Below are 20,983 nucleotides of genomic sequence, written 5' to 3'. Positions count from 1 at the left end.
GATGGGAGGTTAACGATAAATGGAACAACTAACGACGAAAAGAATAGAAATCGTAGGGAAAGAGGTTGAAGGGATTCACGAAATCTTAACGCCAGAAGCAATAGAGTTCGTGGCTTCCCTCCACCACCTTTTTGATAAAAGAAGAAAAGAATTGCTACAAGCGCGTCAAGTTCGTCAAGAACAGCTAGATAATGGTGGAACATTAGACTTTTTACCCGAAACAAAAGCGATTCGAGAAGGGGATTGGACAATTGCTCCCCTCCCCGAAGATTTACAGGACCGCCGAGTAGAAATAACCGGGCCAGTAAATCGCAAAATGGTTATTAATGCACTAAATTCAGGTGCAAAAACATTTATGGCTTGTTTTGAAGATGCTACTTCGCCAACTTGGGAGAATATGATTGAAGGTCAACTCAATATGCGTGATGCTGTTCGTAAAACAATCTCTTATACACAGCCTGACACCGGTAAAGTATATAGCCTGAAAGAAAAGCCAGCTGTCCTTATTGTAAGACCCAGAGGCCTCCATCTTTTAGAGAAAAATATACGAATTGATGGTGAGTCAATCTCAGGTAGCTTCTTCGATTTTGGGCTTTATTTCTTCCATAATGCAAAGGAAGCAATCTCTCAAGGAACTGGACCTTACTTTTACTTACCGAAGCTAGAAAGTCATTTAGAAGCGCGATTATGGAATGATATTTTCGTATATGCACAGCAACAATTAGGTATTCCTAACGGGACAATTAAGGCAACTGTCTTAATCGAAACAATTATGGCAGCATTCGAAATGGATGAAATTCTATATGAGCTTCGTGATCATTCAGCAGGTTTAAACTGTGGACGTTGGGATTACATTTTTAGCTATATTAAGCGACTTCGTAATCAATCACAGGTGATTTTACCAGACCGTGGTCAAGTAACAATGACATCACCGTTTATGCGCGCTTATTCTCAATTATGTATTCAAACCTGCCATAGAAGAAATGCATCTGCCATTGGTGGTATGGCTGCACAAATTCCGATAAAAGGAGATGAAACAGCCAATGCCGCAGCTTTCGCAAAAGTGAGCGAAGACAAGCGGAGGGAAGCAACGGACGGACATGATGGAACATGGGTGGCGCATCCAGGGTTAGTGCCAGTTGCTTGGGAGCAATTCCAAGAACATATGCCTACGCCAAACCAGATTCATCGAAAACGAGAGGATGTTAACGTAACCGCTCAAGATTTACTTGAAGTACCTAAAGGAACTATTACGGAAGATGGGCTACGCATGAACTGTAGCGTAGGGGTCCAATATATCGCATCTTGGCTACGTGGAAACGGAGCAGCGCCAATCAATAACTTGATGGAAGATGCCGCGACAGCAGAAATTTCTAGGACGCAAGTGTGGCAATGGATTAGACATTCAGAAGGAAAGCTGGAGGATGGTCGAAAAATTACCATACCTTTAGTAGAACAAGTGTTAACAGAGGAATTAGGAAAACTAAAAGCTTCGTTTGGTAATGAAGTTTATGGGAATGGTCGCTATACAGAAGCTGCGGAGCTATTTCTATCATTAGTAAGAGAAGATAAATTTATTGAATTTCTCACATTGCCAGGCTACGAAAAGATTAGCTAAACAAACAATCCATTCAAGGAGGTGATTTGCATGAAAACAACTACTCAAGAAGTAAATACAAAGCATTGTCGTGAATGTGGATGTGTTATTAATGAGCAAGTAGAATCATCCCTTTACGAGTGCGAACGTTGCATAGGCATGAATGAGGAATAACTAAATATACTAAAAAAACCAGTGAGGACGCACATAGTTCCACTGGTTTTTTGTGTATTACACTATTATTATTATTATTAATATAAAATTACCATTGAAAGGTGACATATAAAATGGCAACTTCTGAAAAAGAATTAAGGACTTGTAGCAATGGGCATAAATATTATAAAAGCAGTGACTGTCCGACCTGTCCAACTTGTGAGCAAGAAAACAAACCGGACAGCGGATTTCTTTCGCTGCTCTCAGCACCAGCGAGAAGGGCGTTAGTGCAAAATGGAGTAACCTCTTTGCAGAAACTCTCTGCTTTCAGTGAAAAAGAAATCTTGAAACTTCATGGTATAGGTCCAGCTTCATTACCGATACTTAGATCTAGCTTAGAAGAAGAAGGTTTAACCTTCAGAAATTAATATCACCATACAAAATGCATCGCAAATCGCGATGCATTTTGTATGGTGTTTTAGAACTCTATTCAGCAGGATACGTAGTTTGAATGAATTTTTGCCCATTTTCTTCTACATATTCAATGATTAGTTGTGTGCCTTCCTCGAGATTTTCAAACTGAGGCATTGCCACCTCAGATAGTTGCATTACTTCTATTCCGCCATCTAGATTTTTCACTTCAATGGAGTGTGGATCTACTAGTCCGGTAAAAGTGACCTCCTGTGTTTGAACGACTAGTTTTCCAGGCGACTTCAATAATTCATACGCGACCTCTTCCTTTTGCTCATTTAATCCTTCTGCAGTGGACCAAACGACCAATGTGTAGGACCCCGCAGGCACTCCGGCAAGCTCTTCTGCCAGGTTAAGTGGAATTTTCCATTCTTCCCTAGGTTGTAGTTTCTTTTCTTGCTTTTCTTGTATGAATAATTTATTTGCTGAATACGTGTATATGATTGCATTCGCTTTGTTTAATAGTTGGAATTCGATTTGTTGCCCACTCGACATCTCCAAAACAGCCTCTACTGGTGATTCATTTTTAATCGTAAAAGATCCTTCCCCATCCGCTGTTATATCAAGCTGAGTGGATAAATGTGCTTTTTCCGGTACACTTCCAGTAGTAGAGTCCGTTGTACTAGATCCGCAGCCAGTTAAGATAAAGAGAGGGATTGCTATTAGTAAAAACAGAGCAATTTTATATCCTTTTCTCATGTTGTACACCTCCTGTTTATGAATTAGACCATTTTTTGGATAAAAAGTTACAGCCGGAGAGAACAATAATTTTTGCACAAAAAAACTTCCCTGTGTAAAACACAGAGAAGTTTTTTTATGCTTTTACAGTGCTGAATTCATGTACCCAAACAGTCATATGAGGTAACCATGGCATACCTGGGTGATAAGACAAAATGGATTGCTTATAATCCTCTACCGATTCAAAGCCCTCTTGTTTTGCGTGTTCATCCGTCAAATCGCCTAGTGTTTGAATATATACACGGTCTACTACAAAAGAGTGTCCTTGAAGCTCCATAATTTCGCCTACATCTGCATAGCGACCATTACGGCGTGTAGCAGTTTTTTTCCCTTGTAACACTAGAGCAACATCTGATTCCATTGTTACTAATCTTTCAATGGAACATGTCTTTGGAGGTAAATTTGTTTCTTCGTGATTTGTCATGTATAGGCCACCTTGTTTATTAATTTTCTACTTCTTACAAGTGTACATGTTAAACGTATTGCAGACTATGGTTAAAAAAGCTCTTTTTTTAGAAGACCAGAAAGTATCTACTATATTAGTTATTATCTATCCAGCTCCAGACGTCCAGAGCGCTTCAGTGCGGCGGATGCAGCTTTTCTTAGTTAGGTCTAGTGAAGAGTTTATCCCGTGTGAATGGCTCCGTCACCACTATATGCGCTAGTTCCACAGGTGCTTTACCTTCTTTTTCAAAATATATTTCCTCTAATTTTGGAAAGTTTTCAAAGTAGGAATGAACAATTGTCCCAATAAATATATTTTCTCCAGCACTTCCTTGTACATTAACCAGTCCATTGTCCATATTCAAGATTAGTTTCGTGTTATTATTCTCCAATCGATAATCAATTAACCCAACATCGAGCACCATAATTTCTTCGAATATTTGACGCACTAAATCTCCTGTAGGATCAATAGTTACCTCGTATGGTTCCACATATTCCGCATTTTCGTCTCCTCTAAAGACAGTAATTGTTCCCTTGCTTTCTTCCGCAGATTCAGTTCCTAACCATTCATAAGCTACCTCTTGTTTTTGATCCCTTAACGTTTCTGCGGTCGACCAAGCTACGAGCGTATATGAACCAGCAGGTACTTCTGCGAGATCTGTTTTTAAGTCAAGAGGTATGACAATTTCTTCGTTTGGTTGCAGTACTTTTTCGGAAATCATTAGGATGAATACTTTATCGGCCGAATAAGTGAAGATAGTATTACCTTCCTTGTCTAAAAGCTGATACTCTATTTCCTGTCCGCTCGGATACGTTAAAGTTCTTTCTTCCCCTGTTTCATTTTTTATCGTAAATGTACCATTACCATCTTCTTTAACTTCTAGTTTAGTCGTGATACTTTCATCCTCCTGTTGTTGGGATTCACTACCGGTATTGCTATCTGAATTATTCGTTCCACAGCCTGCTAGGACCAAAATAATAAAAAACGAAAATACACTCCATATATGTCTTTTCAATATAATCACTCCTTTATACTATTAGACAGTTCAGCTCGTAGAAAGTTACAAATTAAATTGTTTGAAAAATAAGAAATCAGTATAATTGTGTCATAGGGGACCTGACGAAAAGTTTGGCTTTGATATAGACCACGAACATTACGCTACAATTGCAGATGGTTTTTATGTTAGGTACAACATATTCAATAAATATTCATACAAAAAAATTAAATAAAAGTAGTAAATGCGTTCATTAGTGGCTAATCCATTGAGAACGCATTTATTGTTTTTATATAATAATGGTTTTCTTAAGAATTTCTTCATATTTTCCCTACTGGAATGTTAAGGAATGAAGGGTACAATAAGTAACATAAGAACGCCTGCCAGGAGGTAAGTAAATGACACAGCTTACAGTATTAGTAACCGATGATGACAAGGATATTCGAGATGGCATCGAAATTTATTTGAAAAATGAAGGATACCGAGTTTTAAAGGCTGCTGACGGATTAGAGGCTTTGCAGTTAATAGAAGAAAACGAAGTTCATGTCATTGTGTTGGATATTATGATGCCGAAAATGGACGGTATTTCTGCAACTTTTAAAATTAGAGAGCAAAGAAATATCCCAATTATTATGTTGAGTGCGAAAGCCGAGGATTCAGATAAAATTCATGGACTGTCTGTTGGAGCAGATGATTATGTGACGAAGCCATTTCATCCAATGGAATTGGTGGCGCGAGTAAAGTCCCAGCTAAGAAGATATACGAAGTTAGGTAACTATCAAGGACAGCAGCAAGTGATTGAAATTGATGGATTAATATTAAACAAGGAAGCGAAGGATCTTTCGGTAGAAGGAGAGTCCATTAAACTAACACCGATTGAGTTCAAAATCACAGAGCTTTTGATGACAAATGCAGGACGCGTTTTTTCCATCCATGAAATATACGAACGTGTTTGGAACGAACCCGCCTATAACGCTGAAAATATAGTAGCGGTACATATCCGAAAAATTCGAGAAAAAATAGAAACAGATCCTAAAAATCCTAGATACTTAAAGGTGGTGTGGGGTGTTGGCTATAAAATCGACAAGTAAAATGAGTTTTCTTTTATCTATTGTGGCAATTGTCTGTGGGATACTTTGCTTGTTTTATTGTATAACCAACTTAGTGCCTTTAGTAGAAATAAGAGAGAGCTTTGTGAAAATAATCCAAAACATGAAAGGCGGCATAGCGGGGTGAAAAAACCGATAATGAAGAATATGATTCTATCTTTGCTAGCGGTAATGGCGGTTTTAGCCTTACTAACGTTAATTAGAGATAGCGGAAATTATATAGGGAAGAACTATTTTGATAGTGACGAGTTTAATGCAGAATTGAGAAGCTTTGAGTCTTCCATTGTGTCCCTAATTTTAGCAGTTCCGGATAGTGAAGAATTAAAGAAAAATATTACTGTAACAGCGGAGGAAATAGATGAGCACCGCTACCGATTTGGTAGTCTACAAGATCAACTAGACTCCATCAAATTTCAATATGAAGGAAGAACGGACGAAGCCTCCATTGCAGAACGCAATAAAAAAATGGAAGACATTACGAAAAACTTTGAAGATGATGGGCACGTAGCAGATAAGATACGACTTGAAAAAGAAAAGCAAGTGGATGGATATTTCCTAGCATTAGAGCGTCGGAAAAATGAATTCTTAAATTATGATAAAGGTTTTATTTATAAATTGAAAAATAAAGAGACTGGTGAAGAATTTACAAATGGAGAGATGAACACCAAGCTTGCTTATAAAAAAGAATACTCTAGTAAATCCAATTATTTAAGAGGAAATGTTATAAATGATAGTATAGATAATTCTTGGTACGTTCAAAATTTAGTAGGCTATACCCACCCGCAATTCGAAGGAACTATCGCAGTATCAGAAGCAAGTATTAAGAATGGTGATAGAGCTTATAGTTATCAGTATTTTAAAAAAGAAGAGAGATTCTTTTTGGGAATCCTTATATTAGGAGTTATGGCGGCTGTTGTATTTGTTTTATTATGGAGAAAAGAAAAGAAGCATTTTCAGCATGAAGAAGGAAAGCGTAAGTATCGTAGCTTACCAATAGATGTTCAATGGGTATTATTTTTTGTCAGTATCTTTATTGTATTCACTGCGACGGATGAATTGAGGAATGGCATTTTACATTATGGAGGATATGATATCCCAATCTTTACATTGATCATTGCAATTCTTGCAGCCACTTTTGTATTTTATCAGTGGGAATGGTTAAAAGATGGATTTGGAAGCTTTGATTGGAAGAATACGCTTTTGCATAGCTGGTATAACTCATTAGAGGGCTTTTTCTTAAAACGCACTATTGGGATTCAAACGTTAATCATGCTTATCGTCATATTCTTCTGGGGATTTGGCACTTTGTTAACACTTGTTCAAGGATTTGCTCTCATCATTTGGATTCCCGCAACGATTTTCATTGGTATGCCAGTACTTGTTTTCTTAATGTCTAGAATGGCCTATCTCAACCGAATCATGATGAAAACGGAAGAAATGGCAAGAGGCGTGATTGGCAACCAAATCGAAGTGAGAGGGAAGTCACCGATTGCTGAGCATGCCGCTAGCTTAAACGAACTTCGTGATCGAATCAAGTCATCCCATTCTGAGCAAGCAAAAAGTGAACGCTTGAAAACGGAGCTTATCACAAATGTTAGTCATGATTTGCGTACACCGTTAACGTCCATCATCACGTACACCGATTTGTTGAAAAATCCAAGTATTACAGATGAAGAAAGAGCATCCTATATTGCGATTTTAGATAAAAAGTCGATGAGACTGAAAACGCTCATCGAGGACCTGTTTGAAGTATCTAAAATGGCGACAGGGAATATCGAATTAGATAAAAGAAAAGTAGATTTAACTCAGCTACTGCAGCAAGCAATCGCTGAACACCAGGAAGACATTGATAAATCAGGATTAGAGTATCGAGTAGGGATTGGCACAAAACCAATCATGTCCTATGTGGATGGCCAAAAGTGGTGGAGAGTTCTTGATAACCTGATTATCAATACGCTGAAGTATGCCCTACCTAATACTCGCGTGTATATCAATTTGGATCAAATCGACGGAGAAGCTGTTTTCGTCATCAAAAATATAGCGAAGTATGAGCTTGGAAACGATGTAAATGAATTAACGGAGCGATTTAAACGAGCAGACACCTCCCGTCATACAGATGGCTCCGGACTAGGCCTTGCCATCGCACAATCTATCGTAGATTTACACGGAGGTAGCCTGCGAATGGAAGTAGACGGAGATTTGTTCAAAGTAACCGTGAAAATTGCCGTAATCGTATAAAAGAGAGAGAAATCCTGTTAAGGGTTTCTCTTTTTTTACTATAGAAGTACGTTAGTTGGAATTTTAGGGAGTTTAGTTGGAATAATGAAGGGCGTAGTTGGAATTTTGCACGATTTAGTTGGAATAATGAGCCTCTTAGTTGGAATAGTAAAAAAACCCATCAAAAAAGACCGCCAAATTTAGCGGTCGTCGAGTGATAAAACGTAATGCCTTGATTTATGATTGTTCACAGGCTGAAGAGGGAGCTTATTCAACAAGTAGTTTCCAGCATGCTTATCCTTCAGTCCAAGAAAATGGACACATTCACTATTAGTAATAGAACTTTTCATTAAATAGAACCAATCTTCTAATGCTTGCTGCTGCATAACAAGTTTTGGTGTTTTGCAGATGAGACACTTTGTCTGACCTTTTATTCTCTTCCAACAAGTGGGACAAATCAACCCAGTTATTACATCAGAAAGGTTCACAGGATATATTTCTGCTAGTGGAATGGGAGTAAACTCAAATGATCTGGATACGAGCCATCTACATAACTGATTAAATTTTGCGGTCGATATGACATCAGGTAATTGATTATAATCATCGATATAGATTGAGATGTCGCAACCCATTACAATTGTGGTATATTTTGGAGGAAGTACTACATGCGTGTTGCTATAAGCAAGAACAATGAGTTTTTTTATAGGGAGATTTATTTTTAATTCCTGTAGTAGAGATTGAAGTTTTTTAGTTTGACGAGTGATTTGCAGCTCGGGGCATTTAAAGGGGGTAATTTCGCCATCGAACTCTCTAATCAGTTGTTCGGGATTCTTTTGAAAGGCAATTTTACCTCGGATATTCTTTATTTCTAAGAGGGCTATATACTTTCTGGTGAGAATAAGTGTATCTATTTGAAGAAAGCTGCTGGGGTCAACCTGGATGTGAAGATCTTTGAGGATGGCATAGTTTTTAGGAAAGTGCACCTGTTTAAGAAAGTTGTCCACATAGCTTTCTCCGTGAAAACCGGCTTCTGTTGCTTTCATTCGTTTCTCTATTTCTAGATACGTAGGGTGATAGTTTGGTAAGCGTTGCAGTATCCGCTTATAGATTAGAATCGATTTTGGTGGTTTGCGTGGGATATCGATGATACATTCCTCCTTTTCATTGAAAGTATCATCTTTACAAACTTATAACAAGTACAAAGGGGACAGAAACATGGAAACGTTGAATCAGTTAAATTTTGCGCGAATATATACATTGGGAAGAATTAGGCAGGTAAATGAAGCTTCATGGGATATACAACCGACGGGATTCAATAATACAATTCGTTGGAACGTAGGTCATGTGTATGTGAATGGCGAGATATTTACACAAAAGGCAATACCAACCTACGAAATTGTCCATCCGGAATGGGTACCACTATTTGTCCCTGGAACAAAACCAAGTGAATGGGATATGGAGCCTCCAACAGAAGAAGAATTAGTAAGTGCTTTAAAGGAACAAACGGAACGAATAAAAGCAGCGCTGGAAAACAATCTATCAAATACTCTTATTGAGTCCATGTCTATAGGCAACCTACATGAAATGAAGACAGTCGAAGCACTGGTGCAATTCATGGTTTGGCACGAAGGAGTGCATGCAGGAATTATTTACGCATTGAATCGTGCTACAAGAGAGTAACGATGAAAATTTATATTGTAGGCTCGGTAGGGAGTGGGAAGACGACTATCGCTAGAAAAGTTGCAGCAAGTCTTCATATACCACATTTTGAAACAGATAATTTTGTGTGGGCGCGCAACCCAAAAGGTGATATTCGTAATGAAATAGATGTTAGAAACCAATTATTTAACGATGCAGTAAAACTAGAAGATTGGGTAATAGAAGGCGTGCACATTGACTGGACAGACGAGGCATTACGATTAGCCGACCACATTATTTTCCTAGATATCCCTGTAAAACAAAGAACATATCGCATAATTAGACGGTACATTCGTCAGCTTCTAAAAATAGAAAAGGTAAACTATAAACCGACCTTTACTATATTCCGGAAGATGTTTCAGTGGAATACTTACTTTGAAGAACAAATGAAACCATTGTTCCTAAAAAAATTTGAAGTCTTTAGTACGAAAGTGCGTTATTTAAATACAAATGAAGAAGTGGAGAATTGGTTGCGGCAGATTAGAGAATTAAACAAATGATGTAAAAAATAGATTGTAAAAATAAGAAGTATAAAGGAGAATTACTATGACAAAAAATTTTTGGATCAACTTACCAGTTAAAGATACAAATAAATCAAAAGAGTTTTATAGCAAACTTGGATTTTCGACTAATACACCACTTAGCAATAGCGATCAAGTGCAATTAATCATCGGAGATAATAATTCTAACGTAATGCTTTTTCCTGTTTCCACTTTCAAACATTTTACCAAACATGAAATTGTCGATACAAAACAAGCTACTGAAGTATTATTTTCCATTGATGCCGAGAGCAAAGAAGAAGTAGATGAAATAGCAAAGAGGGCAGTAAAGGCTGGAGGTACAGTTTTTGGTGAGCCTTCAGAGAACCAAGGTTGGATGTACGGCTGCGGTTTTACTGATTTAGATGGTCATCGCTGGAATGTGTTGTATATGGATATGAGCAAGATGCCAAAGAAGTAAGAAATAAAAAACAACCCCTTTATTAAAAAAGGAGTTGTTTCTACATTCATTTCTTATAAATAATCTCTTCTTAATTCTTCTGATGATCGTGGTGAAATATAACTAGGTGCGACATCAAATACTGTTTTCGCACCATACTGTTTTTCATTATTTAATCGATAAGCTGCTCTCGCGTAGGCTACTAATACGCTTGCTGTAAATTCAGGATTGCTGTCTAGTTTAAGTGAGAATTCGTAAATTTGCTTGTTGCCAGCTCCCGTATTCCCACCACGGATGACAAATCCGCCATGTGGTGATTGGGAGTGGTTGCGTTTTAATTCTTCTTCTGAGATAAAATTCACTTCTGTATCATAATCAGCGAAGTAGTTTGGCATTGTTTTGATTTCATTCTCGATTGCTGCTTTGTCTGCGCCTTCTTCAGCAACGATATAGCAAACACGGGCGTGCTTTTCTGCAGTTGTTAGTTCAGGATTGGCACCACTTCGAACTTTTTCGATTGCGTCTTCAGCTGGAATTGTATATTGTACACCACTTTTTACACCATTTACTCTTCTTACTGCATCTGAGTGTCCTTGGCTAAGTCCTTTACCCCAGAACGTATAGTTTTCACCATTTGGTAAAATTGCATCTGCCATCACACGGTTGATGGAGAATAAGCCTGGATCCCATCCTACTGAAATAATTGCGGTTGTATTGTTTTTTGTTGCAGCTTCATTAACAGATTGATAAAACTCAGGGATTTTTGCATGCGTATCAAAACTATCTACAGTATTGAACATGCTTGCAAAGTGAGGAGTTTGTTCAGGTAAATCTGTTGCAGATCCACCACAAAGTAACATCACATCTATTTCATTTTTGTAATCAATCGCATTTGAAATATTTACAGTTTTAATATTGGCGTCATCAAGATTTAAATCTTTAGGATCTCTTCTAGTGAAGATTGCTACTAACTCCATGTCCTGAGTTTGTTTAATCGCTTCAATTGCACCTTTCCCGAGATTACCATAACCAACGATGCCTATTTTAATCTTTTTACTCATGTACCTATCTCCTTTTTCTTTACTGAATTTTTTAATGAAGAAATGAATAATTATTTTTGGTGGTTTCCTTTATTATAAGTGGATTAAATATTTTTTGTAATAATATTTGGTTTAAATAGGTTAAATCTAAAAAAAAGTAGTTTAATCCTAGTCCATACGTGTTTCGGTACTATACCTGTGGTTATTTGGCATGTGCACAAAGGAAATATCTATTAGCTGGTTAGTTGAAGCATGGATATATATATATGAATTGTATTATACTTTAAAGATAAGTATGAAAAGGAGTAGATTTATAATGGAGAAGGTAGCATCATTCTTAATGTTTCAAGATGACAATGCAGAAGAAGCAATGAACTATTACACATCCCTCATTGAAGATTCTCAAATAACAAGTATTGTTCGATACGGACCTAATGAATCTGGAAAAGAAGGAACTGTAATGCAGGCTACTTTTACTTTAAAAGGGCAAGAGTTTATGTGTATTGACAGTAATGTGAAACATCAATTTTCTTTCACGCCTTCATTCTCGATCTTTGTTACTTGTGAGACTGAAGAGGAACTTGACAATCTCTATCATAAACTCAACGAAGGTGGACAAGCACTTATGCCTTTAGGTGCTTATGGTTTCAGTAAAAAGTTCGGTTGGCTAAATGATCGCTTCGGAGTTTCGTGGCAACTAAATCTTCCTAAATAATATGAAGAACTTAGTATTGTACTCCTTATAACAAAATAAAAATGTAATCTCTTCAACTAAACGACTGCTTTAGATAAACAAGATAGTCAAAATAGCCTTGTTAAAAGTAATTTAACAAGGCTATTTTTGTATCTCTGTAAATTGCTCAAATTTGAGGGGAAACATTCTCATTGATTCCCCTTATCAAAACTCAGTCTGCTTCTATTCGAATAGCTTGGATAAATTGGCAGTCTATGATAAGTGTTGAACCTGGTTCTGTTGTTGGATCATTAAAGAATGCACAGCAATTATTCTGGTCTAAGTTAATAAAAACAACATCTTCTAACACATTACCGCCTGATAAGAACACATCAACTTCAGTCTGTACTTGTAATCTTCTTAACTGATCACAAATACAACCTTTACAGCTATTGGAATCTTTCTCGTGATGTTTATTTGGCTTATCACATTTATTACAATCATTTTTCATTCTCAAGACCTCCTTTCAGTTTATTGTAAATTTAGCCTTACATTAATAACTTATGATTTCAAAGTGAAAAGAGATTGTACATATTGTCCAATATTAATAAACATGTCTAAATTTGAAGTTTAATAACTACAATCTTTCGATTAAAAAATATATAGCTCAAGGTGCTTTTTAAACTACTGGTTGCTTTATCAGAACAAGATTATCTTTTTCTCGCAGGTCTAATTATTTATCCAATACAATAAGTAGGTCATAGAAATCCCCTGTGAAATGTTACACTTAAACTGACACAACAGGATGTTTCAATAACATATTAAAGAAAGTAAAGGAGAAAATGATGAAGAGATTTTTATCTAAAAATATACATTGGCTATTACTTATCTTTGTAATTATCAATTTGATTATTGGTTTTAGTAACTTTACATATTCTAAGCAAGATCTTATAGCAATAATATTTGGAATAGTAGGGCTATTAGGGGTTACTTATCTTGTTATTCACATAGAATCTAAGAAAAGAAGGGGGAAAGAGAGAGAATGATTTTTTAACATAAACAGTTTTGAACATTAAATATAATGTAAAACAGTTAATTCTTCTTCCGCTAATGAGGTGCTTAGCGCAGGTGCTTTACTTCAAGAAGGAGTAAAGCATTTTTTCTTACACCAGTTTGGTAGAAAAAAAAGCCAAGTAAATTTAACAGAAAATAAGAGAAGTTTTATAGAAAGGATTAGGATTATGGAACAGTGGTTTAATGTTCAAACACTTATCTGGTTATTTCCGATTATGTTTATCCTTCATGATTTTGAAGAAATAATTATGGTTGAGAGGTGGATGAAGAGAAATTCAACTAGGATATACGACATATTGCCCGAAAAAATTGCGGATAGAGTCATTAAACAATTTTCTATGTCAACTGCTCAGTTTGCCGTTGCCGTATTAGTTATTTTTCTATTCGTAAGTAGTGCAACTGTTATGGCAAATCAATTTGTGATTCAAGGATTACAAGGTAATATTTATATATTTACCATTGTTACATTGGTTTTTTTTCTACACGGTTTTACTCATATTGGTCAATCTATTATTCTTCGTTCTGTTACGCCTGGTGCATTCACTTCATTGTTTGTTATCATTCCATACAGTTTAGTTTTATTTCAATCATTATTAATAAATGAAGTAATTACATGGAAAATTATTTTTCTATCCTTACCTTTTTGTCCCTTAATTATTCCAGTTGCTTTACTTGCTCATTGGATTGGAAAAAAAGTAGTATAGAAATCCAATATGCTAATTTTACGAACGGATGCATTAATAAAAAACACAAGTAAATAATCAACCATCCACTTTAAAAAAGACAAACAAAAAAGGAATCACCATCTTCTAAAATGGCCATCCTTTTTTTTCATCATATCTATTTCTTTTATTAAATAATCCAATTTACTCTGTATATCTGATAATTGCTGCTGATTTACTTGTTTTGTTTGTTCCACATTTTTTTCTTCCTGAGCTAGCTCGGAAAGGGCGATGCCTTCACCAATGGTTTCAATAATGTATCCGATTGTTACAACAACACTACCTAAAAACCCAACCTTATCGGCTAGGTTAGCCTGTTGCTCATTCTCCGGTTCCATAGGGTCTAGTGGGTTCATGCGCACTATCATCCTTTATGCAATCTTTTTATTAGCATATGATGACTAGAACGAATAAGTTATTTTTTCGTGGGAACCAATTTATGTTCAAAAGCATAAATAACCGCTTGTGTACGGTCACTAACCTCGAGCTTTGATAAAATATTGCTGACATGTGTTTTAGCTGTTTTCAATGCTATAAAGAGAGTGTCCGCTATATCTTGATTTGTTTTGCCTTCTGCCATGAGTAAAAGAACTTCATGCTCTCGGTCCGTTAAATCCTCATGGAGAGCATGATCTGAGCCTTGACGCATACGTTTCATCATTTTATTGGTTACTTCTGGTTCTAATACCGCGTCTCCATCTAACGTTTTACGTATAGAGTCTGCAATATGAGAGGCTTTTGACGTTTTTAACAAATAACTGATTGCCCCAGCTTCGAGTGCTGGATATACTTTGTCGTCATCGATAAAGCTTGTGACAATCATTACTTTTGCTTCTGGCCATTGCCCGACAATTTCACGTGTGGCTTCTGCGCCATTCATAATTGGCATGACCATATCCATTAAAATAATATCTGGTTTGTGTTCAAGGGCCAAATCCACCGCTTCTTTTCCATTAATGGCTTCCGCAACTACCTCCATATCAGGCTGCGCCTGCAAATACGCGGAAACACCGATACGTACCATTTCATGGTCATCCGCTAATAAGATTCGAATCATTCTCTCGCTCTCCTATCTCTAACTGGATTGTTTCAATGCTTTTTTTCTCGATCGGCAGTTTCACTTCTACAATAGTACCTTGAGACGGAACGGAAACAATCTTACATGTTGCGCCGATTTCAACTGCTCGTTCCTGTACACTTTGCAACCCATAAGAGCCATTTTTAGAATCAACCTGTTCAAATCCGACACCGTTATCTTGAACTCGGAAAATAGCAAGATTATCCCGTTCAACAAATAATATATCGACTTCAGTAGCGTTTGCATGTCGCAGTGTATTGGACAACGTTTCCTGTGCGATTCGGAATAAATGATCCTCGGCCCCTTTAGACAAAGGAACGTCTTCCAAGCGATAACGAATTGTAAAAAATACCTTTTCCTGTAATTCTATTAGCAACTCTTCTAAACCTTCTTTTAATGTTTTATCATGAAGAGCTGCTGGACGAAGATGTAGTAATAATGCTCGCATTTCTAATTGTGCCTGTTGTACAATTTTTTCGGTTTGTAACAATGTTTTTGGGGCTACTTCATTCTGTGATTCTTCTATTTCTACCATTGCTGACAATAGCATGGATGCAGCAAACAATTGCTGGGAGACGGAATCGTGTAGCTCTCTAGCTAGTCGTTGTCTTTCTTGTATGATTTGCTCCTGAATAAGCTTATCTTGAGCCTCCGCTTTTTCATTGGTAATGCGTTGTAAAGTCTTACGTTGAGTCATGATCAGTTGCTCTAACTGAGTTGTTGTTACATGTAATCGCTTTGAGTAAGTATACTTTTTCTTCGCTGGTACGAATGTTTCGGCTGCTAGCAAAGGGCGTAGACTAGTATCAATCTTTTTTTCCTGGTCACGAACCTTTTGTAGTGTATTTAATGAAAAACTAAAACTCATAATAGCAAGAATGATAATAATCCAAGCTCCAAAGGGAACCTTTGCGTATTTCAATTCTAGTAAGGACCACCAAGCATCTTCATTTGGCCAACCCCATAATACATAAAGTAAGAGTGCTGCTAGTGACAATAAAATAATGAAAATAGAGAGTCCTTGCCCCACAATAATTTTCATTTGCGAATCACCTCAATATCCCCAATCCATGTGGATACAGTAATGACTAATTCTGAAGCATACGTAATATCCTCTAAATATCCATCTTTCACAAGCACAGACTGGTTCCATAACCGCTGTACTCCGCGACCGAAGATGTTTGCCTCTCCAATAATAGTTGCATAATGTAGCCTTACCGGAATTTCGTATGGTACATAGATGGTCACTTTCCCAAGAGACTGACGAATGGAAACGAAGGAAGTGCCCTTTGGCAATACTGTTTGTGTTACATCAATAACTTGTTCTCCATAAAAGCTTTGCACATGAACATCCTGCCACTCATACGAATTAAATGGAGTCGTTTGAGAAGAAAATAACTTATTTTGAATAATACTATTCGGAGTTTCTTTATATACGGTGTCAAATGGACGTACCATTTTTTGAATAGGTTCATTTTTCCAAAGCTTATATAGGATATAACCCATAATAGCGAGTAATAGAAGCCGCAAGCTCCACATCGAAAAAACTGCAATGATTAAAAAAGTAAATCCAGTCCAAAATAAAAAGCGATTACGTTTTCGCATGCTAAAATACATCATCCCGATGCCAAGAAGAACTAATACAATACTGCCGTTTCCAAAAATTGTAGCCTCTATGAACATAAGGAAAACAAAACAAATGAGTATAAATGCTAATCTGTTTGTCTGGTTTTCTTTCATAACGAGTATTCCTCCTTCTTCGCATAAGGTGAAACTTCCATCAGAGTGGGGTGCTTTACCTCTTGCTGATAGAAAAATTGAACTTTGGTAAATAACACCGCGTCATGCGGCAATGACCAAACCATCAACTTGTTAAACCGGGATAAAGATTAGTAAGGAGAAGGCGAGTGCCTTCCCCTCTAAATGACCTTCTAATCTTTTTGATTTGTCTAGCTCCAGACGCCAGCTGCTCGATCACTTCAGGCTTACTTATATGGCAAAGGACGTCTTTACTTCAATCTTCCAGTGATTTTTGGCCAGTAGATGCGGGTCATGCAGTCATTGAGACACGATTCCGCAAACTTAGACTGCCTTCCTTTGCATAGGCGTCTTACGCCTTTCTTATAGTTTACACAATTTCTTCTTTTGTTTGTGCGTTTTTTTCTAACATTTCTAAACGTTGTTCCATAGAAGTGATTTCATGCTCTTTTTCAATCTTTTGTCCAAGCCTTTCGATGTATTGCTCCATGTCTTGGAAAGTGCCGAAATTCTTTTCTTTTTGCTCGGGTTGTAGAATGCGGTCCATCTGGTGATGTGCGCGAGTAACATTTTCTTTCCCCATCAATTGTAATTGACGAACTTTCATGTCTTTGATTTTGTGTTTCATCTCTTCATATTTACGCTCTAATCCGAAAAGCTCTTCTGTTGTTTGATGTATGCTGTTTTGCAGTACAATGGCACGTTCTTCATATGCGTTAACTTCTGCTAAAGCAAATGCAGCTAAGTCTTCCTCGCCACTTGCAGTTGCAAGTTCGACTTGCTTTCTACGTTTTTCCACCATTTGCTTCGTTTCAGTAAGTTCTTTTTCTAGTTCTTGTTTTAAATTCCCTTGGCGTTCTAACCATTTTCCAGTTTGCTCTGTTTGTTTTTCTGCTTCACGAATATATTGGTTTAGCATTGCAATTGGATTTTTCTCTTCTTTTCTATCAAAAAGCTTGTGTAAGTCTGCTTCTATTGAGTACTTTAATCTGTTTAATAGTGATGTCATTTTCGTTTCCTCCTTATTTTGAAAGCTCGTTCCATTGTTTTTCAAAGTTTACAAAAGGGTCATCTGTTTTAACGATTGGTGATGAAAAGCTAACTGCTTCGTTGTTCCATTTTTTCACTACATACCAAACTGCTAGAATTGCCAAGATAGCGAAGAATCCAGGTACGTTTACAACTGCACTGATCAAACCAACGATTCCTACGCTTGCCCAAAAGATTTTTAAAAAGGTTGAATCACTCTTCAAGTAAAAATGTACCCCTGCAAAAACGATTGCCGCGGAGACCCCAAGAGCTAAAAGCGAACCTAAGTTAGCTAGCGCTACAATCCCTGCTATAATTCCTAAAGTTAATAAACCAAATTTTTTCATATATTTGTTCCTCCTCTCGTTTGTATTACAAGCTTATCAATTCTAGAAACAAATCCAAACGGGCTTAGAAATGATTTTCCTATCGGTCTAGAGACTTAGTAGTACTAAGAACTTAGGGAAATGGAGAATTTGATTTAAAGTTACTACGTTAAATTTAACCCAAGAAGATATGGTTTTTTGTGTGATTTATTTACCAAAAGTGTAGAGGCTGATTTTCATAATTTATAGTCAAACCTTTGTGCAAGCAACGATTTTTGAAATATCCTAAGTCATGCTATACTTATGAAAAAGTGGAGAATTGTCCTTATAAAAATCAGTGTAGTTGCAAAAAGAAAATTTTTAAAATACATACATTGGAGAATGAAACATGAAAAAAATCTTTGGAGCAGCTGTAGCAATCCTCTTATATTCTGCAATTGTATTTTACTTTGGGTGGAGCGTTGCCACTTGGTTAGAGCTTTACTTTCCTATAAATAATTGGTTGTTCGGTATTGTTTGGGGACTAATTACTTTTGGGTATATCATTGGGAAAGTAAGTCATAAGCTACGGATCTTTAGTATCATAGGCTCTTATTGGATGGTCGTAATGGAGTATGGCATTCTCCTTTTTCCGCTTGCGGCAATATTCACATGGATTTTTCCAAAACATTTAAACCTTATAGGCTGGATAGTTACTGGTATTTTTCTCCTTATTTTTATAATAGGTACCTATTATGCATACACACCTGTTGTTCGAGAGCTTGCAATTGTAATGCCAAAAAAGGAATCTAAACTAAAATCTCTAAAGGTTGTAGTTGCATCTGATTTCCATCTTGGTCTATTGGCCAATAAGGCGCATTTAACTCGCTTTGTGAGAAAAGCAAATGCCGAAAAACCAGATTTAATATTGTTAGTAGGGGATTTGGTAGATGATGATCCAATTTGGTTTGTTCAAAAAGGCATGTCCGAAGTGATGAAACAGCTCCAGTCTACGTATGGTATATATGGGGTGCTTGGAAATCATGAATATTACGGAAAGCAAATTCCGCTTTTAGTAGAAGAGATGGAAGCATCGAATGTTCGCATGCTTTTAGATGAAACTATTTTAGTGGTAGATTCGTTCTATTTGACAGGTCGTGAAGACAAAACGAATAAAAACAGAAAGCAATTATTCGAGATAGCTCCAGAAAAAAAGGATTTACCTTGGTTTGTAATGGATCACACCCCTTCTAATTTACTGGTACCTGAGAAGGAAAAGGTTGATTTTCATGTGTCCGGTCATACACATCTCGGTCAAATGTGGCCAAATCATTTATTGACGAAAAGGATATTTGAATTAGATTATGGGTATAGAAAAAAAGGAAGTTTACATGCAATGGTATCTTCGGGATTTGGCTTTTGGGGACCACCTATAAGGATAGGCAGTCAATCGGAGCTATGGTCAGTAAACATTAAATTAGAGGATGGGGACGTATAATGGAAGCATGGATTACAGACTGGATGAATCAGTTTGGTTATCTAGGAGTATTTTTATTAATTTTAGCAGAAAATATTTTCCCGCCGATTCCTTCTGAAGTGATTTTAACACTGGGAGGATATATGACGACTACTACTAGCATGACGAAGATCGGTATTATCATTGCATCCACAGCAGGTTCTGTTATTGGAGCTGCAATTTTATACGGTATCGGTAAACTACTAGATGTAGAGCGTTTGGAGAAAATTATAAGAAAATACGGCAAGTTTCTACGATTAACGATTAAGGATATTCATAAAGCAGACGCTTGGTTCGATAAATACGGAGTCTGGGCAGTATTTTTTGGAAGATTAATACCACTTGTAAGAAGTCTAATTTCGATTCCTGCGGGGATGTCGAAAATGAATTTTGCACTATTTCTTCTATTTACGACACTTGGAACATTAATATGGAATACGGTATTAGTTTCGGTGGGGGCCGCAGTAGGAGATAACTGGGATGTAATTGTTGGATATATGGATATTTACTCCAACATTGTATACGCACTAATTGCTATTGGTGGTATTGCATTTCTTATTTGGTATTTTAAAAAACGAGATTAAGGAGATAATATGGAAATTTTAGAGTTATTAAAAGCACTTATACTTGGATTTGTAGAGGGAATGACAGAGTTCGCACCGGTTTCATCTACGGGACATATGATTATCGTGGATGATATGTGGTTGAAAACAGAGGAATTTTTAGGAATGTATTCTGCTAATACGTTTAAAATTGTTGTCCAACTAGGCTCGATTTTAGCGGTAGTCGTTGTGATGTGGAAACGCCTATTTAGTTTAGTTGGTTTGTATAAAATAGAGAGTGAACAGTCGAGTAAACAGTTCAACTTACTGCATGTAATCGTTGGAATGCTACCTGCTGTTGTTTTGGGATTTGCGTTTAAGGACTTTATTGATGATCATTTATTCGGTGTAGAAACAGTTATATATAGTCTAGTAGCAGGATCCATTTTAATGATTATTGCGGATAAATTGGGACCAAAAAATCCGAAAATAATTAGTTTAGATCAGATTACATATGCACAAGCATTTAAAGTTGGACTCGTACAATGTCTATCGTTATGGCCAGGATTCTCTCGTTCAGGTGCGACAATTTCTGGTGGTGTATTGTTCGGAATGAGCCATAAAACAGCAGCAGATTTTACATTTATAATGGCTGTACCAATTATGGCTGGAGCAAGCCTAGTATCTGTTCTGAAAAACTGGGAACATATTAATATGAATGATATGGGCTTCTATGTCGTTGGGTTTATTAGCGCGTTTGTATTCGCACTTATCTCTATCAAGTTTTTCTTGAAACTAATCTCACGTATTAAATTAATGCCATTTGCTATTTACCGGCTAGTTTTAGCAGCAGTTCTAGCGATTATCGTGTTTCTTTAAATAAGA

General features: G+C 36.8%; 26 protein-coding genes. 14 read left to right on the top strand and 12 right to left on the bottom strand.

Going from position 1 to position 20,983, the window contains the following annotated elements; translation table 11 throughout:
* Window positions 1-19 precede the first annotated feature (19 nt).
* The 3 genes from aceB to BLR36_RS12250 all read left to right on the top strand — a co-directional run bounded on the left by aceB (window position 20) and on the right by BLR36_RS12250 (window position 2,178).
* Window positions 20-1,618 carry a malate synthase A gene (aceB, locus tag BLR36_RS12255; protein ID WP_093062019.1) on the top strand — a complete coding sequence of 533 codons (1,599 nt, stop codon included), beginning with the start codon at window positions 20-22 and terminating at the stop codon, window positions 1,616-1,618.
* A gap of 30 nt (window positions 1,619-1,648) precedes the next feature.
* Window positions 1,649-1,771, top strand: coding sequence for a protein YhfH (gene yhfH, locus BLR36_RS18585; RefSeq protein WP_139185094.1), 123 nt, complete (start codon window positions 1,649-1,651; stop codon window positions 1,769-1,771).
* A 113-nt stretch (window positions 1,772-1,884) separates the two neighbouring features.
* A complete protein-coding gene (locus BLR36_RS12250; RefSeq protein WP_093062018.1) occupies window positions 1,885-2,178 on the top strand; it encodes an RNA polymerase alpha subunit C-terminal domain-containing protein in 294 nt (97 codons plus the stop codon).
* A gap of 58 nt (window positions 2,179-2,236) precedes the next feature.
* On the opposite strand, the gene BLR36_RS12245 is transcribed toward BLR36_RS12250, so the two are convergent.
* The 3 genes from BLR36_RS12245 to BLR36_RS12235 form a co-directional block, all read right to left on the bottom strand.
* Window positions 2,237-2,920, bottom strand: a complete 684-nt coding sequence (locus BLR36_RS12245; RefSeq protein WP_093062017.1) for a BsuPI-related putative proteinase inhibitor — start codon at window positions 2,918-2,920, stop codon at window positions 2,237-2,239.
* 115 nt (window positions 2,921-3,035) lie between these two features.
* Window positions 3,036-3,383, bottom strand: coding sequence for an ASCH domain-containing protein (locus BLR36_RS12240; RefSeq protein ID WP_093062016.1), 348 nt, complete (start codon window positions 3,381-3,383; stop codon window positions 3,036-3,038).
* A 178-nt stretch (window positions 3,384-3,561) separates the two neighbouring features.
* Window positions 3,562-4,419 carry a BsuPI-related putative proteinase inhibitor gene (locus tag BLR36_RS12235; protein WP_175454067.1) on the bottom strand — a complete coding sequence of 286 codons (858 nt, stop codon included), beginning with the start codon at window positions 4,417-4,419 and terminating at the stop codon, window positions 3,562-3,564.
* A gap of 377 nt (window positions 4,420-4,796) precedes the next feature.
* On the opposite strand from BLR36_RS12235, the gene BLR36_RS12230 reads away from it, so the two are divergent.
* On the top strand, window positions 4,797-5,489 hold the full coding sequence (locus tag BLR36_RS12230; protein WP_093062014.1) for a response regulator transcription factor: 693 nt from the start codon (window positions 4,797-4,799) through the stop codon (window positions 5,487-5,489).
* 141 nt (window positions 5,490-5,630) lie between these two features.
* The gene (locus BLR36_RS12225) at window positions 5,631-7,745 is read left to right on the top strand and encodes a sensor histidine kinase (RefSeq protein ID WP_093062013.1); all 2,115 of its coding nucleotides are present in this window, start codon (window positions 5,631-5,633) and stop codon (window positions 7,743-7,745) included.
* A 179-nt stretch (window positions 7,746-7,924) separates the two neighbouring features.
* On the opposite strand, the gene BLR36_RS12220 is transcribed toward BLR36_RS12225, so the two are convergent.
* On the bottom strand, window positions 7,925-8,767 hold the full coding sequence (locus BLR36_RS12220; RefSeq protein ID WP_254771399.1) for a nuclease-related domain-containing protein: 843 nt from the start codon (window positions 8,765-8,767) through the stop codon (window positions 7,925-7,927).
* A gap of 172 nt (window positions 8,768-8,939) precedes the next feature.
* Between BLR36_RS12220 and BLR36_RS12215 the strand changes: the two genes are divergently transcribed.
* The 3 genes from BLR36_RS12215 to BLR36_RS12205 are packed head-to-tail and all read left to right on the top strand — an operon-like array spanning window position 8,940 to window position 10,382.
* The gene (locus BLR36_RS12215; RefSeq protein WP_093062011.1) at window positions 8,940-9,404 is read left to right on the top strand and encodes a DinB family protein; all 465 of its coding nucleotides are present in this window, start codon (window positions 8,940-8,942) and stop codon (window positions 9,402-9,404) included.
* Window positions 9,405-9,406: 2 nt separating this feature from the next.
* Complete coding sequence (locus BLR36_RS12210) at window positions 9,407-9,922, top strand: P-loop NTPase family protein (RefSeq protein ID WP_093062010.1); 516 nt, start codon at window positions 9,407-9,409, stop codon at window positions 9,920-9,922.
* A gap of 46 nt (window positions 9,923-9,968) precedes the next feature.
* Window positions 9,969-10,382, top strand: a complete 414-nt coding sequence (locus tag BLR36_RS12205) for a VOC family protein (RefSeq protein WP_093062009.1) — start codon at window positions 9,969-9,971, stop codon at window positions 10,380-10,382.
* A 53-nt stretch (window positions 10,383-10,435) separates the two neighbouring features.
* Here the strand turns inward: BLR36_RS12205 and BLR36_RS12200 are convergent, their stop codons facing one another.
* A complete protein-coding gene (locus tag BLR36_RS12200; RefSeq protein WP_093062008.1) occupies window positions 10,436-11,422 on the bottom strand; it encodes a diaminopimelate dehydrogenase in 987 nt (328 codons plus the stop codon).
* A gap of 295 nt (window positions 11,423-11,717) precedes the next feature.
* On the opposite strand from BLR36_RS12200, the gene BLR36_RS12195 reads away from it, so the two are divergent.
* Window positions 11,718-12,116 carry a VOC family protein gene (locus BLR36_RS12195; RefSeq protein ID WP_093062007.1) on the top strand — a complete coding sequence of 133 codons (399 nt, stop codon included), beginning with the start codon at window positions 11,718-11,720 and terminating at the stop codon, window positions 12,114-12,116.
* 190 nt (window positions 12,117-12,306) lie between these two features.
* Here BLR36_RS12195 and BLR36_RS12190 read toward each other — a convergent pair whose 3' ends face one another.
* Window positions 12,307-12,585 (bottom strand): hydrolase, encoded by a 279-nt coding sequence (locus BLR36_RS12190; protein WP_093062006.1) that lies wholly within the window; start codon window positions 12,583-12,585, stop codon window positions 12,307-12,309.
* Between the two features lie 334 nt (window positions 12,586-12,919).
* Between BLR36_RS12190 and BLR36_RS12185 the strand changes: the two genes are divergently transcribed.
* Both BLR36_RS12185 and BLR36_RS12180 read left to right on the top strand, forming a co-directional pair.
* Entirely contained in the window at window positions 12,920-13,120 is a 201-nt protein-coding gene (locus BLR36_RS12185) for a hypothetical protein (RefSeq protein ID WP_093062005.1), read from the top strand.
* A 195-nt stretch (window positions 13,121-13,315) separates the two neighbouring features.
* Complete coding sequence (locus BLR36_RS12180) at window positions 13,316-13,852, top strand: HXXEE domain-containing protein (RefSeq protein ID WP_093062004.1); 537 nt, start codon at window positions 13,316-13,318, stop codon at window positions 13,850-13,852.
* Window positions 13,853-13,947: 95 nt separating this feature from the next.
* On the opposite strand, the gene BLR36_RS12175 is transcribed toward BLR36_RS12180, so the two are convergent.
* The 6 genes from BLR36_RS12175 to BLR36_RS12150 all read right to left on the bottom strand — a co-directional run bounded on the left by BLR36_RS12175 (window position 13,948) and on the right by BLR36_RS12150 (window position 18,082).
* The gene (locus tag BLR36_RS12175; protein ID WP_093062003.1) at window positions 13,948-14,226 is read right to left on the bottom strand and encodes a hypothetical protein; all 279 of its coding nucleotides are present in this window, start codon (window positions 14,224-14,226) and stop codon (window positions 13,948-13,950) included.
* A gap of 59 nt (window positions 14,227-14,285) precedes the next feature.
* A complete protein-coding gene (locus BLR36_RS12170) occupies window positions 14,286-14,927 on the bottom strand; it encodes a response regulator transcription factor (protein ID WP_093062002.1) in 642 nt (213 codons plus the stop codon).
* The gene (locus tag BLR36_RS12165; protein WP_093062001.1) at window positions 14,902-15,990 is read right to left on the bottom strand and encodes a sensor histidine kinase; all 1,089 of its coding nucleotides are present in this window, start codon (window positions 15,988-15,990) and stop codon (window positions 14,902-14,904) included. The genes BLR36_RS12170 and BLR36_RS12165 overlap by 26 nt, the downstream gene beginning before the upstream one ends.
* Complete coding sequence (liaF, locus tag BLR36_RS12160; RefSeq protein ID WP_093062000.1) at window positions 15,987-16,688, bottom strand: cell wall-active antibiotics response protein LiaF; 702 nt, start codon at window positions 16,686-16,688, stop codon at window positions 15,987-15,989. The genes BLR36_RS12165 and liaF overlap by 4 nt, the downstream gene beginning before the upstream one ends.
* 388 nt (window positions 16,689-17,076) lie before the next feature.
* Window positions 17,077-17,715 (bottom strand): PspA/IM30 family protein, encoded by a 639-nt coding sequence (locus BLR36_RS12155; RefSeq protein WP_093061999.1) that lies wholly within the window; start codon window positions 17,713-17,715, stop codon window positions 17,077-17,079.
* A gap of 13 nt (window positions 17,716-17,728) precedes the next feature.
* Window positions 17,729-18,082: a lmo0954 family membrane protein gene (locus BLR36_RS12150; RefSeq protein ID WP_093061998.1), complete on the bottom strand. Its 354-nt coding sequence runs from the start codon at window positions 18,080-18,082 to the stop codon at window positions 17,729-17,731.
* 367 nt (window positions 18,083-18,449) lie between these two features.
* Here BLR36_RS12150 and BLR36_RS12145 point away from each other — a divergent pair, with 367 nt between their 5' ends.
* From BLR36_RS12145 to BLR36_RS12135, 3 genes are read left to right on the top strand one after another with little or no spacing between them, the layout of a single operon-like run.
* Window positions 18,450-19,538 carry a metallophosphoesterase gene (locus BLR36_RS12145; RefSeq protein ID WP_093061997.1) on the top strand — a complete coding sequence of 363 codons (1,089 nt, stop codon included), beginning with the start codon at window positions 18,450-18,452 and terminating at the stop codon, window positions 19,536-19,538.
* Window positions 19,538-20,140, top strand: a complete 603-nt coding sequence (locus BLR36_RS12140) for a DedA family protein (RefSeq protein WP_093061996.1) — start codon at window positions 19,538-19,540, stop codon at window positions 20,138-20,140. Before BLR36_RS12145 ends, BLR36_RS12140 begins: the two co-directional genes overlap by 1 nt.
* A gap of 9 nt (window positions 20,141-20,149) precedes the next feature.
* Entirely contained in the window at window positions 20,150-20,977 is an 828-nt protein-coding gene (locus BLR36_RS12135; RefSeq protein ID WP_093061995.1) for an undecaprenyl-diphosphate phosphatase, read from the top strand.
* The last annotated feature ends 6 nt before the right edge of the window (window positions 20,978-20,983 follow it).

The sequence above is a fragment of the Psychrobacillus sp. OK028 genome (genome assembly GCF_900103605.1).
GTDB lineage: Bacteria > Bacillota > Bacilli > Bacillales_A > Planococcaceae > Psychrobacillus.
This window is presented reverse-complemented; position numbering and strand designations above follow the sequence as displayed.

Coding starts and splice junctions, on each gene's coding strand:
- aceB (WP_093062019.1), top strand. CDS start 20: ATGGAACAACTAACGACGAAAAGAATAGAAATCGTAGGGAAAGAGGTT.
- yhfH (WP_139185094.1), top strand. CDS start 1,649: ATGAAAACAACTACTCAAGAAGTAAATACAAAGCATTGTCGTGAATGT.
- BLR36_RS12250 (WP_093062018.1), top strand. CDS start 1,885: ATGGCAACTTCTGAAAAAGAATTAAGGACTTGTAGCAATGGGCATAAA.
- BLR36_RS12245 (WP_093062017.1), bottom strand. CDS start 2,920: ATGAGAAAAGGATATAAAATTGCTCTGTTTTTACTAATAGCAATCCCT.
- BLR36_RS12240 (WP_093062016.1), bottom strand. CDS start 3,383: ATGACAAATCACGAAGAAACAAATTTACCTCCAAAGACATGTTCCATT.
- BLR36_RS12230 (WP_093062014.1), top strand. CDS start 4,797: ATGACACAGCTTACAGTATTAGTAACCGATGATGACAAGGATATTCGA.
- BLR36_RS12220 (WP_254771399.1), bottom strand. CDS start 8,767: ATGAAAGCAACAGAAGCCGGTTTTCACGGAGAAAGCTATGTGGACAAC.
- BLR36_RS12215 (WP_093062011.1), top strand. CDS start 8,940: ATGGAAACGTTGAATCAGTTAAATTTTGCGCGAATATATACATTGGGA.
- BLR36_RS12210 (WP_093062010.1), top strand. CDS start 9,407: ATGAAAATTTATATTGTAGGCTCGGTAGGGAGTGGGAAGACGACTATC.
- BLR36_RS12205 (WP_093062009.1), top strand. CDS start 9,969: ATGACAAAAAATTTTTGGATCAACTTACCAGTTAAAGATACAAATAAA.
- BLR36_RS12200 (WP_093062008.1), bottom strand. CDS start 11,422: ATGAGTAAAAAGATTAAAATAGGCATCGTTGGTTATGGTAATCTCGGG.
- BLR36_RS12195 (WP_093062007.1), top strand. CDS start 11,718: ATGGAGAAGGTAGCATCATTCTTAATGTTTCAAGATGACAATGCAGAA.
- BLR36_RS12190 (WP_093062006.1), bottom strand. CDS start 12,585: ATGAAAAATGATTGTAATAAATGTGATAAGCCAAATAAACATCACGAG.
- BLR36_RS12185 (WP_093062005.1), top strand. CDS start 12,920: ATGAAGAGATTTTTATCTAAAAATATACATTGGCTATTACTTATCTTT.
- BLR36_RS12180 (WP_093062004.1), top strand. CDS start 13,316: ATGGAACAGTGGTTTAATGTTCAAACACTTATCTGGTTATTTCCGATT.
- BLR36_RS12175 (WP_093062003.1), bottom strand. CDS start 14,226: ATGAACCCACTAGACCCTATGGAACCGGAGAATGAGCAACAGGCTAAC.
- BLR36_RS12170 (WP_093062002.1), bottom strand. CDS start 14,927: ATGATTCGAATCTTATTAGCGGATGACCATGAAATGGTACGTATCGGT.
- BLR36_RS12165 (WP_093062001.1), bottom strand. CDS start 15,990: ATGAAAATTATTGTGGGGCAAGGACTCTCTATTTTCATTATTTTATTG.
- liaF (WP_093062000.1), bottom strand. CDS start 16,688: ATGAAAGAAAACCAGACAAACAGATTAGCATTTATACTCATTTGTTTT.
- BLR36_RS12155 (WP_093061999.1), bottom strand. CDS start 17,715: ATGACATCACTATTAAACAGATTAAAGTACTCAATAGAAGCAGACTTA.
- BLR36_RS12150 (WP_093061998.1), bottom strand. CDS start 18,082: ATGAAAAAATTTGGTTTATTAACTTTAGGAATTATAGCAGGGATTGTA.
- BLR36_RS12145 (WP_093061997.1), top strand. CDS start 18,450: ATGAAAAAAATCTTTGGAGCAGCTGTAGCAATCCTCTTATATTCTGCA.
- BLR36_RS12140 (WP_093061996.1), top strand. CDS start 19,538: ATGGAAGCATGGATTACAGACTGGATGAATCAGTTTGGTTATCTAGGA.
- BLR36_RS12135 (WP_093061995.1), top strand. CDS start 20,150: ATGGAAATTTTAGAGTTATTAAAAGCACTTATACTTGGATTTGTAGAG.